The sequence below is a fragment of the Mesotoga sp. H07pep.5.4 genome, from assembly GCF_003664935.1.
Classification (GTDB): Bacteria; Thermotogota; Thermotogae; order Petrotogales; family Kosmotogaceae; genus Mesotoga; species Mesotoga prima.
On sequence record NZ_JFHM01000015.1, the window covers coordinates 69,477 to 85,219 of the forward strand.

Below are 15,743 nucleotides of genomic sequence, written 5' to 3' on the forward strand. Positions count from 1 at the left end.
GACCGATGTGCGCGAGATTTTGATTTCCGAGAATGGAAGAATGAATACAATAGATTCACCAGTAGAAGGTTGCTGGATCAATGTTGTATCGCCAGATAGTGGAGACATCGCTTTTCTTAAGAGTTTAGAAATCGACGAGGATTTTGTGTACGATGCTTTAGATCAGGAAGAAAGGGCAAGATTCGAGCAGGATGAGGATTTAATCTACGTGATTACCAAACTGCCATATTTAGATACTGCAGACGAAACCGTTCCATACAAGACGACGACTCTCGGAATTGCAATGAAATCCGGTTATTTTGTCACGATAAGCAGTTCGGAAAACGCAATTGTATCGGACATAGTCGAAGGACGGGTTAAGGATATTTCCACAAAGAAACGAAACCGCTTTCTTCTTAGAATTTTTGACAGAGCAACTGTTTATTACCTGAGGTATCTCAAGGAAATCAGGAGACTGTCAAATGAGATCGAGTCCGAACTACACAGATCTACCAGGAATCAAGAGCTTGTGGCGATGTTGAATCTCGAAAAATCTTTAGTTTTCTTCACGACATCTCTTAGATCAAACGAGTTAATGTTTGAGAAGCTCAAGAGAGCAAACATACTGACGCTCTATGAAGAAGATGAAGAGCTATTTGAAGACATCTCTATCGAGAATAGACAGGCAATCGAGATGGCAAACATTTACAGCGACATTCTGACGGGAATGATGGATGCCTTTGCTTCTGTGATCTCCAATAATCTCAACGTAGTAATGAAGATATTAACGATAGTGACGCTCTCTCTTCAGATTCCGACGCTGGTAGCGTCGATCTATGGAATGAATGTTAAACTCCCCTTTATGGAGAGCAGTACGATTTTCTACTGGTCTATGGGTTTGTCGGGACTTGCTGCCTTCCTGGTTGGTTTTGTACTATTCAAGATAAGATGGTTCAAGTAGTAGAATGAAGTGATCCCAGGGAAAAAATCTGAACTAGTGAAGCCGCCAAAAGAACAGGGGGGATGAATATTACGGGAATAAAGACCCCCACAAATGCGTAAGAGAGCGCAATGCCTGTTGAAATAAGGAGTGTGACTCTCTTCTTGTTTTTGGTAAGTCTGAATATCTTATCGTAATAGTGGTCACGATCACCTGCAAAAGGCGATTTTTTTGCGAGAGATCTTCTCAGGAATCCAACGAAGAGATCGAGAAAAACCGGCCAGCAAATCGCCGCAATTCTGATGAAATTCTGAGTCCCCCAAGATTGAATGAGCAATATTCCGACAAAGGAACCTGCGATATACGATCCCTGATCTCCCATGAAAAGTCTTGCAGGTGGAAAGTTAAAAATTAGATATCCGGAGTAAACGCCCGCAATTGCGAGGGCTATCTCAGGAACGAATCCCGTGAAATACGCAAACACTGCAAATACGATAACATTTGCCGAAGAAATTCCATCAAGACCATCTACCATGTTGTAAGCATTAACCATGCCTGCAAAAACCACCGAGAGAACGATCGAATCTAATGTAGAAAACCCAAAGATGATGAAAGACACTGCAAATCCCACAAGAATCTCCAATATTAATCTGATTTTCGGGGAAACACCTCTTATGTCGTCAACAAAGCCCAGAGCCCACATTATCAGTATTGGCAGAAAGAACTCTGGATTCCGAAAAAACCAAGGAATCATGGCAAGAAATATCCCCGTTCCTCCCATGAAAGTAATTGGCCTTTCATGAGGTTTTAGAACACCAGAAGGCTTATCCACGAGCCCAAGCCTCATACCGATCTTTCCAAAAATGAAACACAGTAGTGCGGAAAGAATCATGGCATAGAGGTACGACATCATCCAGCGATCTCCACGGCTTTTTCAATAGTGTAAGAGACAAACTGCATCTCTTCTTCACTAAGATTGTTGAAGAAAGGAATTGCGACCGTTCTCTTGGCTAACCTTTCAGTTACCGGAAACATACCCTCTCTGTATCCGAAGTCTTGCATATAAAATGGCTGAAGATGTATAGGTCTGAAGTAATCCCGGCACTGGACTCCATTCTCTGTGAGATATCTCATGAAGCTTTCTCTATCTATCTTCTCGTCTAACTTTATAACATACACAAACCAGCCTATGCTCGTAGCATAATTTGCAATGAAAGGAGTTTCTATTCCACTGATGTTTGACAAAAGCCTTTCATAACGGTCAGCAACTCTCTGGCGTTTTTCAAGAATCTCATCAATTCTTTTCATTTGTTCCACGCCAAGTGCGGCTGACATTTCATCCATCCTGTAATTATAGCCAAGTCTTACATGTTCAAGCCAGTTTTCGGAGACTCCTCTTCCTTGATTTCTCATGCTCTTAGAAAGTTCCGCAATATTGCTGTCATCGGTAACAATCATTCCGCCTTCTCCAGTTGTAATCTGTTTGTTTGGATAAAACGCAAATGTGCCGGCAAGACCGAAACTCCCTGTCTTTCGTCCCATGAAAGAGCTCCCCAGTGCCTCACACGAGTCTTCAACGATTCTTATCCCGTGTTTGTTGCAGATCCCCTCGATTCTGTCCCACTCAAGTGGATGGCCAAAGATGTCTACTGCCATAAATATGTCCGGAACAAATGGGTCTAGTTTGATAGCACCTGTATCCAGACCATCTCTTGAGTAGTTGGCCAGGGCCTCTTCCAGAGTTTCCGGAGATACGTTAAATGTCGACTCTTCAATATCTGCGAATATCGGGATGGCTCCTTCGTATAAAGCAACATTTGCGGAGGACACAAAAGTGAAAGGGCTTGTGATAACTGTTTGACCCCTCTTCAGGTCCAGAGAACGAATCACCAGGTGAAGGGCGCTGGTTCCGCTGTTTACTGCGACGGCATGTTCAACACCGATATATTCCGCGAAGATTCTTTCAAACTCTGTAACCTTGGGGCCAATGGATAAAATGCCTCCCGTCATCAACTCCGTAACTGCCGAAATTTCTCTTTCTGTAATGTCAGGTCTTGAAAGGGGAACGAACATTATTTCACCTCCTGAGGAGATCTTGAAAATAAAGAGAGCAGAAGTCCTAACATAAATGACCAAAGTGCAGCGAGACCTATCTGGAAATCCTTTGGCAAAGCGAACGTAAGCGTGTGAGCTGGAATCCAGAACCAAATCAAAGAAATAAGCGCTTTGTCCAGGTTCTTCCAGTTGACTGTTTGAAGTACAAAATTGTCGAGCAGCCTATGAAAAAGTACAAGAAATACACCAAATTGAAGATTCATCGAAAGTGAGCGTGCAAAGGCATTGAGCAAGAGGTTCTCGACGAAAAAGCTCGGTAGAACTCCATTGATTACAAGAGCAGAAACGAAGCCCTGGTAACCAATGAATGCGATCTTTATGAAGATAGCTAGGAAAGCCCATTCCAGGGCCTTCATGAAAGCAATCCTTGGCGGAAACGGTGTCTTGAAGCGGGCAATCTTCGCACTGACAAAATCGCCAAGAGTTCCAAGAATAGAGAACTGAATGATTGCTGATAAGAAAGGGAAATCTCTAACGAAATCGACATACCAGTTCACTTTGAATCACATCCATCATCTATTCTGGCAGTTGAATCATCGACTATTTCAGAAGTTATTCTGTTCAATTCCTCAAAGTCGCTCTCTTCAACTGCGGTCCTCAGTCTGGAAACTGTCTTAAGCAGAGCCTCTTCATCCATCGCTTCATTCATCTTGAGACGGAAGATCTTTGGATGTTTAGTCTGAATTAATTCTTCATTTGTGAGGACTAATTCTTCGAAGAGCTTCTCGCCCGGTCTGACACCTGTGTACTTTATTTCAATTTCCTGATGGGGAATATATCCGGCAAGGGTAATCATCTCGTTTGCGAGGGATGAGATTTTGACAGGCTCCCCCATGTCAAGCACAAAGACGTCTCCATCTCCGGAAAATGCCCCCGCTTGAAGAACTAACGTCACCGCTTCTGGAATTGTCATGAAGTATCTTGTCATTCTGGGATCTGTAACTGTAACGGGCCCACCGGACTGGATCTGTTTCTTGAAAAGAGGTATCACACTTCCACGGCTTCCAAGAACGTTCCCAAACCTGACAATTCCAAATTTCGTATTGCTTCTCGATGAAATGGATCTCACGAATTCCTCTGCGATTCTCTTTGAAACACCCATGACAGAACTTGGCCTTACTGCCTTGTCTGTCGAAATAACGACCATTGTTTCGACTCCAAATTCATCGGCCAGACTTGCAATATTGTAAGTGCCAAGTGAGTTGACTCTAAATGCTTCTGTTGGGTTCTCTTCCATTATGGGAACGTGCTTGTGGGCAGCGGCATGGAAGACGACCTGTGGCCTCATCTTATTGAAAATGTATCTCATTCTCGACCGATCGGCCACGTCGCCAATTAGTTGACTGACCTTGAGATCAGGAAACAGAGAGCCAATCTCCTGGCTGATTTCATAGATGCTGTTTTCCCCCTTTCCGGCGAGCAAGAGCCTGCCGGGTCCAAGAGGGGCTATCTGACGGCACAACTCACTCCCAATGCTTCCTCCAGCACCGGTTATGAGCACAGTTCTTCCAACAACATAATCCTTGAGTGAGTTCAGATCTATCTGAACGCTTTCTCTTCCAAGCAGGTCTTCGATGTTTATCTCTCTCAGATATCCAAGTTTCGCCTTTCCGTCCATTATCTCCGTAATGCTTGGAAGAGTCTGAGCCTTGACCTTACTTACATCGATCTTCGAAAAGATTCTTCTCAATGTGCTTGCATCGGCAGAGGGGATTGCAATGATTACCTTTCGGACTCCCATTTTCTCTACGAGCGGCATAATCTCATCAGTATTCCCCAAAACGGGAATTCCACGAATTCGTTTTCGAAGCTTTTTCGGAGAGTCATCTATAAAACCCACTACCAATCCATTTTCAGGATGGCGCGACAGTTCCTCCGCAATTGAGGTACCGGCATCTCCTGCCCCTACTATGAAGACCCTTTCTTCGGAAGAGACAATCGGATGATTTCTACTCAAGATACTGAGCCAAAAAAACCTCGACCATATTAAGAGAAAAACGGAGATAATCGCTGCCATCGTCGAGACTGTGAAAGGCACCGTGAGAAATCTTATTTCAAAGAGGTTGAGAAATCGACCTGCAAGAAATCCGATTGCATAGCCAACGATAACAGCTCGGAGTATTATGAAATAATCTCTGAAGTAACTGTAACTCCAGGCGATTCTATATACACCGTTTAGTATAAGAGAAACGACAATGAAAGCGCTGAAATAAATTCCATTAACGAAAAACTCCGGTTCATCCAGAGTGAAAATACCGTATCTGAAGTACATACCTAGTATGTATGCAAAATATACTATCAATGAATCAACTACTAGAAGCAAAAGATTTCTCTTGAAGCCGGAAAGATCACTGAGTTTTGTCAAACTCTTCACCTCATGGAGATTCTAGCACAATAGACTCGAAGTAAAAATTGGCCTCCATCTTTCTTTAGCACTGGATTCAGTTAACCTGGAACCTTTCGTCTTTGCGCGCAACACGGATAGCTGCTTCTGCCGACTTTTCCTTGTCTTTTATCTCAAGCATGATGTCGAAATTGAAGGGGAGACTTTTTTCTAGAAAAGAAGTGAAATTGTGTAGATCGATGCTATCTGTATGTCTTCCCTTTCTCGCGCCTTCTTGTTGAGTGCTGTAATCAACAATTGGAATTCCATCTTCATCTGACCACGTTGATCCGGATAAACTAAGGGAATCAGCAAATGAAATTCCATCTGAAAGAATTGAATGATGAAATACATCAAGGAGAATCGGAATACCTGTCTCATAATTAATTGCCATACAGTCCGAAAGCGAGTACAATCTTTCGTCGTTTTCGATTACGAGTCGCTCCTTTATAGCTTCAGGAACTGCGTTATACTTGTCTATGAATCTCCTGGAGGCTTCCTTCTTATCTCCGTAAACTCCGCCAACGTGAATCTGGATTTTTGCGCTGCCGTCTAGCTTCATGAGATTGAGGACTTTTGCGTGGTAAAGTAGTTCAGCATTGCTGTTGCTTACAACATCAGGTCTGGGAGAATTGAGCAGGACGAATTGATCGGGATGCATCGATACTCTCATATTGTAATTTTTTATCCTATCGCCTATGCTCTCGAATCTACTTCGAAAAATATTTTCCCACTTTGCTTTGCACACTGGGTGAGAAGCAAATGGAATTAGGTCCGATGAAATCCTAAAGAAGAGAATGTCCTTTTTTCTGTTGTATTCTAGTATCTCTTCAAGGCAATCAAGATTGGCAGAGACAGTCTTAATCAGTCTCTCTTCGCTGTATGATGCCAGTCTGAAAGTTTTCGCAGAGGTGCAGCTGAGAGTTGTGTTTATGCAAGGATACCCTATCTTCATGCATAACCTCCTAATAATAGTATTTTAGCGGAGTTTCGGGCGAAGAATGTATAATTGATTCGATACTGATTGAGAGGTGAGGTATTTGAGAGTTAAGAAGCAACAGTCTTTCCCCATCACCAGAGTTGTCCTTGTTGCCTTTCTTGTGATTTCAGTTCTGCTTTTAGTGATTCTTATTTTCCATCTTTTCAGGGTGAAAAGCCTTGAGGGCAGGGTAGCAAACCTTGAAAAGCATCAGGCCGCTCTTGAGATGGAGATTAGTGCGGTAACCGGTGTTCAGCGAACAATGAGTATCAATCTCTATTATTATAACGAGCTTCTCGATAGACTGATGAATGACGAAGTCATCTGTGATACAGGAGCTGTAATACCTGTCCAGAGAACGATTCCATATTCTCAGTCACCAATTAACGATGCGCTGCGTTTGTTGTTAAGGGGAGAGCTTACTAAGGCCGAAGAAGACCTGGGTTTCAAGACAGAATTCCCCGGCAGAGAACTGCAATTTCTTGGAGCCAGACTTGAGAACGGAGTTTTGTTCTTGAAGTTTTCAGATCCTGCCGGGTTTACTTCGGGCGGGTCTTGCAGGGTAAATCTCCTTAAAGCTCAGATAGAAAAGACAGCTCTTCAATTCGACTCGGTGAGCAGCGTTGAATTCGAGCCAATCGATCTCTTTCAACCCTGATCTTACATTTGATCTTTGAATAGTAATTTACACTGTTGCAATTTGCAGAGTAGTTGACTTTAACAAAATCTCGTGGTAGAATATTAACTAAGACGTCCGAACGAAATGGGCGTTTTTCTTTTTACCTTACACGATTACTAATCTTGAGCTTCTTTTTTCAGAGGAAAACTAACAACACCAGAGCGGCAGATATTGCTCCTATGATACCCAGCCCGTACAATTCCCACTTGGCCAGTCCCTTTAAATAGTGAAATGATCTGATCTCTCTTATCCATCGTGGTACCGCAATTATCTGGGAAGCGGTAAATTTTTCCTTCTTTCCAAACGTTATCCATGCTCTTCCTGGATCTTCAGCCTTCACTTTGATAGAATAGATCCCTTTCTTAGCTAGTGTCGAGTCATGCCTTACGTATAGGTATGAATAGGTATCACCGAAGAACTCATACATTATTTCGGGTTCTATACTTTCAAGAACGAAATCTTCGACGATTTCTCCATCAGGATCATATACTGTGACTTCTGGACGAAAGTCCATTGTGGAATCCATGCCTTCAATTTCCTTTGGTACTCCAAAAAGCATGTGGAAGTGCTGACCGACAAAACCTTCGAATACGAATGTGATTTTCTCTGCTGCGGAGAAGACATAATAAAAGATCTGTGACAGATCTATGTCCCTTACAAGGAATGCACCTTTAGCAAAGTCATCGGATGTTAGGAAGGCCGGTACATGGGCGAATGCTGAAACTGCAAAAATAACCAACAAAGAAAGCAGGACGAATTTTTTCTTCATGGAATGCCTCCTTTGTAGTAATCTATTTAAATAAGTCTATCAGTATTCAAGGCATTTTCTCTCATGCTGAAACTATATGGACAGAAAAACAGATTTGCTCCAGTTCAAAATGATCGGTTTTCGATAGCTATCGAATAATCGCAGCATTTTTATCCTTTTAAGGGCTGACGAAAAGATTGTTTTGGCGATTTCATAAACTGATAACAGCGAGAGGAAAAAAGATCTTTCAGAGTGATCTCCGTTTTCAGCTTTTGTTACGTTAACCTTTCAAAAGAGAGTATTTCAATAGAGCACTCCCTCTCGTACGATCTCAAGGCTCTCTTTTCTGTCTCGATTTCTCCCACCTGATTGTCATATGGATCAGATCTGAAAAATCTCTTAGCCGGCAACAGGGGTGCCATAAATTCTGAATTCGAGATCATTCTGTACGCATCTAGATTCCCGAAGTAGAACTCTCTATAAGCAGGGATATCCTTCCTCGATCCTCCGAAGGAACAGTCGGCTGGAACCCACCCGAAAGGTTCGAGCCAGAACAAAGCCCAGTCGTGGGGGCTCGCACCTTTTGGAGATGCGAACCATCCTGATTGCCATCTAGCGGGTATTCCCTTTATTCTGCAAAGTGTTATAAACAGCAGAGCTTTTACACCACAATCCCCCCTGAGATTGGTAGCGGCAAATTCCGAAAGATTTGGATAAAGGGCATATTCACTCATGAATGTATATTTGACATGCTCGCATATCCAGTCATAGAAACTCTTAGCGATGTAGTAGGGATTGGTCTCCTTGCCAGAGATCTCATCGGCTAGAGATCTCATAAATGGTGAAAATACGATATGGGGCGCTCGTTCAATCAAATAGCTTTCAAATCTCTTTTCATCGGGATGTGTGCATCTGGAAGGATCGAGGGAAGTCGATATTTCGGAGATTTCGTACTCAAATTCGACACTGAAAACGGTATCTTTTTTTGCATCTGACTCCATGTATACGGTGCGTTGGGAGTAATCTGCCGGAGACAGGAAATAATCGTGACTTGTGTTGAGGATCTTCGTTGAGGAAACTTGTTCTCCATTTCTGGATACTGGCAACCAACAGCGGAAAACATTTTCCTCAGAGCTTTGAACATTGATTGACGATCTAGCATTCACTTTGAATTTTGAGGGTTCTCTAGTGCTGATAAGCCTGTCTATTTCTCTGTGGAGGAGCGCCCTTATTTCGTCTCGTTCGTTATCTTTTTGCTTCAGTCGACTACCATATTCCGGCATAACGAATAGAAGATTCTTATCGAATCTTCTTTCGAATCTTTCCTCACCGTCGAGAGTCATTGAGTCTAGTTGCTTCGCTTCACATAAACCTTCAAATTCCTCTCTGGTGAAGTTGTCTATAGAATTCGATAGAATCTCAAATGCCTGTGAATTAGTGTATGGATAATTGTCCTTCAGTCTGAGAATTCTTTCCTTTTCCCATAACAGTCTTCTTGTCATAATAGAAGGAAGATAGCTTTCAAGCTCACTATCGATTTCTTTTATAGCCCCTTTGTAGTCTCCATTGCTCTCAAGCAAGCCGATCTTCTCAGGAAGTTGAGCCGCTAAAAAATCCATTGCCTTCACCCCTTATCTTCATAATCAAAGATCTCAAAATGATTATATCAGCAAGAAGGACTACGAAAAAAAAAGGCGGCCTCCGCCTGGAAGCCGCTATTCTCTTAAGATATAAGGGGTGGAATTTTCTCCACTGCTAGAATATTTGCAAATCCATGCCATGAATCTTTCTTCAGAAGATAATCTGACAACACCAGAAGAGAAAAAGACTTCGATACGCTTGGAGTAGATTGTACCTGCAATTTTCCGAGAGTCTAATTTCTAATGGGTACAGCACGTCATTCTGCAAGCAAAGAAGACAGGGCTGAGAATTCTAAGTGCTTAGAGTAATTTGTCCTATAATTAAGATGAGTGAAACGGGGCTCCTTTCTTGATCCTGATGGGGCGTTCTTGACATCCGAAAAAGGTGGAGGTGAAATAATGGCCGAGATTTCTCTGGGCAAGAACGTACCGGACTTTTCATTACTTGATCAAAACGGCAATGAGATATCGTTGTCCCACTTTTCCGGGAAGAAGATTGTGCTCTATTTTTACCCAAAAGATAACACTTCCGGTTGTACGCTCGAAGCAGAAGGCTTTAGAGATTTGGCGAGCGAGTTCGAGGCTTTAAATACAGTCATAATTGGTGTTAGCAAAGATAGTCTGAAATCCCATCAGAGCTTCTCGTTGAAGCTTGATTTGAATTTTTCTATTCTGAGTGATGAGAATGGAAGGATTCACGAGATGTTCGACGTGATCAAACCGAAAAAGATGTACGGTCGTGAATATATGGGAACAGAAAGATCGACTTTTGTAATTAATGAAAACAGAATTCTCGCAAAAGAATATCGAAACGTTAAAGCAAAGGGTCATGCCGTAGAAGTGTTGGAGTTCATCAGGAGTTTAGAGTGATCTAGACAATGAGGTTGTAACAGGTTTTTGCCTGGACTTTCTCAAATCCATCTTCAAGATAAAGAGAAAGGGTGATCTCGTTTCATGTATTCTCCGAGAGGACACTTCCAAGGCCCAATTCATAAGAAAGAGCCAATGTTTTTCTTAACAAGAGCTTTCTAAAATCCTGCCCTTAAAAGCCTGGCAGTAACGCCAGAGGACCTATTTCAAGGAGTCTTTCACTATTGATTTCCGAAAAGAAGAGGCCTACTGGTTCATTTTCTTTATATAGCAGTTGAATCCCTGAATCTGGAACTGTGCTAATTGACAGATTGCTTTTTAACCAGTTCGGGTCAATGTCGAAATGGCCCGCTAGTTTGGCGAAAGCAGAGTTGATTATTTTGCAGAAAGTCTCTCCGTGTTTCTCCAAGTCAAATGTGGTGAAATCGATTTCCTCGGGGGTTTCTAGAGAGCTGCTAATTAGCCTTCTCTTAAGGACGAAGGAATATCCCTCAACTTTGAAACCGATTTCCTTTAGAATGGATTCGACTGGTTTTCCTAATGAAACAAAGAGATAGACCTCGTCTATTCCAGAGATTTTACTTAGTAATGGCGTAAGTAGTGATCTATAGGCGTCCGTCATCGATGATTTGGAATGAAGAATCATGAATCTTCCCCTTCTTAAACTCCTATATCTTCCCTCAAGAATTAGAGAGGCAGCTCCAATAACTTCATCATTTCTATCCAAGAGAATTACTGAAGGATGATCTTCAGCGGCGACAAATGTCTCCGATAGCAAAAAAAAAGAATCGCCATGCTCCGGATGAATTTCCTGCAGTAATCGATAAAAGCCTCTTTCGATGATTCATCTGTTAACTTGACCATTTGAGCCTCCACAATTTGAATTCACAGAGTACTCTATTACAAGTGAGGAGAGGCGAGAAATTAAAAGAGCGACTGCCAAATTCTTCTGGAAGAAAGAGAGATTCGTTGTTGCTTATGAGAAATGGATCTCATATGTCTTATGTTGGAAGTTTTCGGCGAAAGTATTTCTCTATTAAAGGGCAGGCAAAACAATGAGTGTATAATTACATTACTCAGACAAGAAGTAACTTGAGGTGGTGATTTAATGGGTTTTGCAGTAAGGAGAAGCAGAAGGCCCAAAATAGGACTCATAAGAAACAACTTCATAAGAGCATCGGTTTTACTCGGAATAGTATCTCCCGTATCGATTTATGGAATCACGAGATTCTTTGGAGCAAGAGAAAGACTTGAAGGGTTTGGGTGGCTCCTGATAATGTTGATAGCGGTTTGGATATTGGTAGCAGTGATCTGGGTTCTTTCACTAAGAGTCTATTTTGAGGCTCGTAAACAGATTGTCAGGAGCAGGAGAGGTTTTAGAACTGGAAATCTCAAACCAACCAGAATGATTCTCAACAGATCTCAGGTAAGTTCCATAAGAACGAAGTCAACCTAGTTTACGCTTGCTCATGAACCATTCATAAAGTTCCGGATCCGAGTAAGTCTCTGTCCATGAATCATGGCCTGCATCGGGATAGATCTTTAGCATTGCGTTTCCTCCGGCTTCCTTCAAAGTTTTCACAAGAATTCTGCTCTCTTCAACAGAGACAATATTGTCTTTTTCTCCGTGAAAGGCCCAAACCGGCAAATCCTTGATATCGATCACTCTTTCCGGGAATCCCAAAATCCCTAATCCTCCGCCACAAATTGGAGCTATGGCGGAAAATAAATCTGGGTACTCAACTGCCATATGCCAGGTTCCGAAACCTCCCATAGAAAGGCCTGTGAGATAGATTGCTGAGTGATCGACTCTGTACTGCTTAATGATCGATTCTAGGAGAAATCTGAGGTCCTGAAGTCTGTTCAGCCACCAATCATTTTCCGGACATTGTGGCGAGACGGTTATGAAAGGAAAATCGCTCATTTCGCTAACCACTCGTGGAATTCCGTGCTTCTTCAGTAGCTCCAAATTGTCTCCCCTCTCACCCGCTCCATGGAGAAATAGAATAAGTGGCCATTCAGTATCTTCTTCGTCGTATTGTAAGGGGAGTGAGAGAAGGTAGTCCAGCTCCCTTTTGAGTGAATAAGCGATGGTTGATTTATGAAGCTCCATTTTTCACACCTCCTTATCAGACTTCAACCTACAGCATATCATTATTGATAGAGAATTCTCTGCATAAACAATAGTCGTGAGTCTTCTTGAAGAAATCAGTCCATTCTCCCAAATAAGAGGATATGTATCATTCTTGCCACAGTGATCGTTGTTAACTTATCTTAGAAAAAGCTTGCAGACAGTAGGAGAGTTACTCTGGCCAGTCCGGATTAATGAATAGGGTCAAGCTCGTAAATTCTGGTGAAGTGGCTCTGTCAATACAGCACCAGATCCTAGTGGAATAGTTTGGAAATGCGTAATGAATCTTAATTAAATCTACTCAATACAATGCACGTTCGACGAGAAAAGTCACTATAATCTTCTTCTTAAAAATCTTCAAAAATCAGAGAGCCTTTCTTTTGGGAAAAGCTACCCACTCTGGCTTTCGCGATCTCATAGCTACTTGGAAATGAACACAGATTTGCCAGCTAGAATCGTTTCTTCGACCTCCAGTTCTTTGCTAAGCAACACAATATCGGCAATCATGCCCTCTTTGAATCTTCCCCTGTTGGAGATGCCAAGATTCTTAAGAGCGTTGTAGGAAGATACTTTCGCCAGTTCTTGAAAATTGCAGCCAGTCCACCTCTTGAAATTTCTTATTGCTTTGTCCATTGTCAGAGTACTTCCGGCTAGAGTCCCGTCTTCAAGTGTTGCAACATTGTCTTTTACTTCTACCCTTAGACCACCGAGATCGTAAATCCCATTATCCAAACCCGTTGCATCAAGAGAATCGGTAACAAGAATTATCGCTTCGCTTCCACGGATTTTGTAGACCATTTCTACGAATTCAGGCGTGGTATGAACTCCGTCGACAATCATTTCGAGATTCAAAGGAAGCAGGAATCCCGCTCCAACACAACCAATCTCTCTATGGTGAAGGGTGTTCATACCGTTGGGGAAGTGAGTCATCCTCCTGGCACCTAATTTATAAGCAGCCTTGATCTGGTTATAAGTGGCGTCTGTATGTCCGATCGAGACAGTGATTTCTCGCTTTATTGTCTCGGGAAGGACCTCCAAAAATCCTCCAACCTCGGGGGCCATCGTAATTATCATAACTACATCTGAAAGCACAGAATTTATCTCTGATAGTGTTGGCTGCCTAATTGCTTCCGGATTTTGAGCACCTTTCTTCTTGGGGTTAATATATGGACCTTCGAAATGCACTCCGTGAACCACCGTTCTTGACCTGTCGGAAATGTATTTAGATACAAGATCTGCAACTCTCTTCATTCCTTCCTCGCTAGCAGATACTGTGGTTGGGAGAAGGTAAGTCACACCATGAGATTGAGCAAATTCCTCCCACTTTTCCAACCCTTCATGGTTCATTGTCATGCAATTTATTCCAAGGGCGCCATGCGAATGAGTATCAACGAAGCCGGGCATAGCTATCGATCTGAAATCTCCTCCGGTCTTCTTGATTGATTCGATTTTGCTTCCAGAAATCCTTACATCTGCTGTGTATTCACCATCTATTGGATCAACTACGAGAATTCTTTCCAGTTCCATTCAAGGTCATCTCCCTTCACAACTCAATTATTACACCTATTCTTCTTCAATACAATTTCTGTGTTGAGAAAGCTCGTCTGTCAAGAGGAGATGTGTTTTTTTGGCAAACATGAGATTGAGCATTTGGCCAAATAAAGGGGAGATCATGATCGCGGGTAGTAAGTAGGCGGTAGGAATAGGGACAAAACAGATTCGTCGAGGAGAACTGTTATTCAAGAGAGAGGATTTGTTCCTCGTTCTTGGTCAAAACGCGACGAGGTTCGAGGTTGGAGTGTGCCAAGAAGGCGAAGAAGTAAACTTCAAGCCATGCTTAATTGAAGATGAGGGAGGGCCCCACGAAGCCGCCATGCAGGTGGAGGCTTCAAACCGCCGTAAGCTGCTGTGGTAAAGAGCCATGGTAGTGAACGTTACGGGAAAAGGCGGGACAGTGATCCCGTCAGGTGAGTACCAGAGGAGACGAATACAAGTGAACCGAAATAATTCGTCATCTGAACTTGTTTCAGCATCCCGGCAGGCTTACCGAAAGCATCACATCCCATGACAGCGTCCTGTAATTCTTAAGAACACAACATCCCGTCATCTGAACTTGATTCAGAATCTCGATGCTCTCTTCTTGAATGTCAGTAGCGAGCTTACTTAATAGCCCTTAAGAAAAAGGTTTTCTTTCTTCTTCTCACAACTTGCATCTAGGAACTTGCAACCGTTCTTCTCTGAGAACGGAGAACGATTCAACGGGGATCCGGTTTTCAGTCGCTCTTTCCAACCACCGGAAACGGTTTCCAGAAGGGCAGATCCCGTGCAGACCCATCACGGGATGACGGCGTGGGGATATAATGGGATGACCCTGAACAGAGTCCCCAAACAGGAGCCCCAAACAGGACCATTTTGGGGCAGGCTCATTGGGGCAGCCTTACGGGTGCTGAAGTAAGGAGTTTGTACGAGTGGCATGCGGTGATAGCCTTCTCTTGTATCGCGTCACTCTGAGATGATACTGCTCAGAATCTCGCTCTTCTCGTGAGTGAGCGAACTCTCGAAAATGCTCTTTCTCGTGTTACTCGATCTCATCGGTAAACGGAGAACTGCCTTCCACAGTGATCAGCGGGTTATTGATTTTAACCGTAAAGCGTCTCTTTGGATCGAGATGCTGAAACAAGTTCAGAATCACGGATCGTTGTGTTCATTAGAATTACAGGATGTTGTCATTCTTTGTCGATTTTGCACTGGATCTTATTCTCTGACTTTTTTTTCAGCCTCCTGGCCGTAAGCGCCAGCATCACTTCCTCGCGCCAGCGAGCCTCACTTCCTGCCGGAGGCAGCCTTGCGTCCCGGCACGATCTTTGCCGATATTGCGTCTTGCATTCTATAACTGATCTGCCATAGCAGAGAAACGGCCATCTCTTTCCACAGACTCTACAATAAAAACTGAAGACCCTTTGGAAAGTTATGGAACGGGTCTTCAGTTATTTGGTATCCAGTATTCCTTTGGATTCTATCAATTTGAACGCCTCTCCTTCTTTTCAGTTGTGGATAGAGCTCATGTATCTCTTCAGTGCATCTGTCTTTATCTTGTCAATGTATCTATCCACATCCGCTAAATTCTCTCTTCTCTTTCTCATGATCTCACCCCCTTCTCTTCGGAGTTAGAACCTGGGATTCATCATCAAGGAACTGAAAGCACTCTCTCTTACCTGTAAAACTATCCTGTCTACTTCCTTCATGTTTCTCTTCTTCATCTTCTTTCCTCCTCTTCTC

At 42.9% G+C, this 15,743-nt stretch carries 14 protein-coding genes; 4 read left to right on the forward strand and 10 right to left on the reverse strand.

The annotated features are described in order from the left end of the window. Nucleotides 1–7 precede the first annotated feature (7 nt). Nucleotides 8–940: a magnesium transporter CorA family protein gene (locus Y696_RS09495; protein ID WP_014731436.1), complete on the forward strand. Its 933-nt coding sequence runs from the start codon at nt 8–10 to the stop codon at nt 938–940. Here Y696_RS09495 and Y696_RS09500 read toward each other — a convergent pair. From Y696_RS09500 to uvsE, 5 genes are all read right to left on the reverse strand, one after another. Beyond that, a complete protein-coding gene (locus tag Y696_RS09500; RefSeq protein ID WP_014731437.1) occupies nt 933–1,832 on the reverse strand; it encodes a glycosyltransferase family 4 protein in 900 nt (299 codons plus the stop codon). The two genes, Y696_RS09495 and Y696_RS09500, sit on opposite strands and share 8 nt — an antisense overlap. Further along, nucleotides 1,829–2,992 carry a DegT/DnrJ/EryC1/StrS aminotransferase family protein gene (locus tag Y696_RS09505; protein WP_014731438.1) on the reverse strand — a complete coding sequence of 388 codons (1,164 nt, stop codon included), beginning with the start codon at nt 2,990–2,992 and terminating at the stop codon, nt 1,829–1,831. Before Y696_RS09505 ends, Y696_RS09500 begins: the two co-directional genes overlap by 4 nt. Then, nucleotides 2,992–3,531, reverse strand: coding sequence for a hypothetical protein (locus tag Y696_RS09510; protein WP_014731439.1), 540 nt, complete (start codon nt 3,529–3,531; stop codon nt 2,992–2,994). The genes Y696_RS09505 and Y696_RS09510 overlap by 1 nt, the downstream gene beginning before the upstream one ends. Further along, nucleotides 3,528–5,399, reverse strand: a complete 1,872-nt coding sequence (locus tag Y696_RS09515) for a nucleoside-diphosphate sugar epimerase/dehydratase (RefSeq protein WP_006488033.1) — start codon at nt 5,397–5,399, stop codon at nt 3,528–3,530. The genes Y696_RS09510 and Y696_RS09515 overlap by 4 nt, the downstream gene beginning before the upstream one ends. A 76-nt stretch (nt 5,400–5,475) precedes the next feature. Then, nucleotides 5,476–6,372 (reverse strand): UV DNA damage repair endonuclease UvsE, encoded by an 897-nt coding sequence (uvsE, locus tag Y696_RS09520; RefSeq protein ID WP_014731440.1) that lies wholly within the window; start codon nt 6,370–6,372, stop codon nt 5,476–5,478. A gap of 76 nt (nt 6,373–6,448) precedes the next feature. Between uvsE and Y696_RS09525 the strand changes: the two genes are divergently transcribed. Next, nucleotides 6,449–7,054 (forward strand): GerMN domain-containing protein, encoded by a 606-nt coding sequence (locus Y696_RS09525; RefSeq protein ID WP_236609146.1) that lies wholly within the window; start codon nt 6,449–6,451, stop codon nt 7,052–7,054. Between the two features lie 157 nt (nt 7,055–7,211). Here the strand turns inward: Y696_RS09525 and Y696_RS09530 are convergent, their stop codons facing one another. Beyond that, nucleotides 7,212–7,844, reverse strand: coding sequence for a hypothetical protein (locus Y696_RS09530; protein WP_014731442.1), 633 nt, complete (start codon nt 7,842–7,844; stop codon nt 7,212–7,214). Nucleotides 7,845–8,098: 254 nt separating this feature from the next. Next, nucleotides 8,099–9,442, reverse strand: coding sequence for a transglutaminase-like domain-containing protein (locus Y696_RS09535; RefSeq protein WP_014731443.1), 1,344 nt, complete (start codon nt 9,440–9,442; stop codon nt 8,099–8,101). A 420-nt stretch (nt 9,443–9,862) separates the two neighbouring features. Between Y696_RS09535 and Y696_RS09540 the strand changes: the two genes are divergently transcribed. Next, the gene (locus Y696_RS09540) at nt 9,863–10,333 is read left to right on the forward strand and encodes a peroxiredoxin (RefSeq protein WP_014731444.1); all 471 of its coding nucleotides are present in this window, start codon (nt 9,863–9,865) and stop codon (nt 10,331–10,333) included. 172 nt (nt 10,334–10,505) lie between these two features. Here Y696_RS09540 and Y696_RS09545 read toward each other — a convergent pair whose 3' ends face one another. Next, nucleotides 10,506–11,111: a hypothetical protein gene (locus Y696_RS09545; protein WP_041928208.1), complete on the reverse strand. Its 606-nt coding sequence runs from the start codon at nt 11,109–11,111 to the stop codon at nt 10,506–10,508. Nucleotides 11,112–11,441: 330 nt separating this feature from the next. Between Y696_RS09545 and Y696_RS09550 the strand changes: the two genes are divergently transcribed. Further along, nucleotides 11,442–11,789, forward strand: coding sequence for a hypothetical protein (locus Y696_RS09550; RefSeq protein WP_014731446.1), 348 nt, complete (start codon nt 11,442–11,444; stop codon nt 11,787–11,789). On the opposite strand, the gene Y696_RS09555 is transcribed toward Y696_RS09550, so the two are convergent. Both Y696_RS09555 and nagA read right to left on the reverse strand, forming a co-directional pair. Continuing rightward, nucleotides 11,781–12,446 carry a prolyl oligopeptidase family serine peptidase gene (locus Y696_RS09555; RefSeq protein WP_006488014.1) on the reverse strand — a complete coding sequence of 222 codons (666 nt, stop codon included), beginning with the start codon at nt 12,444–12,446 and terminating at the stop codon, nt 11,781–11,783. The genes Y696_RS09550 and Y696_RS09555 overlap by 9 nt on opposite strands. Before the next feature lie 438 nt (nt 12,447–12,884). Continuing rightward, a complete protein-coding gene (gene nagA / locus Y696_RS09560; RefSeq protein WP_121510356.1) occupies nt 12,885–13,991 on the reverse strand; it encodes an N-acetylglucosamine-6-phosphate deacetylase in 1,107 nt (368 codons plus the stop codon). Between the last annotated feature and the right edge of the window lie 1,752 nt (nt 13,992–15,743).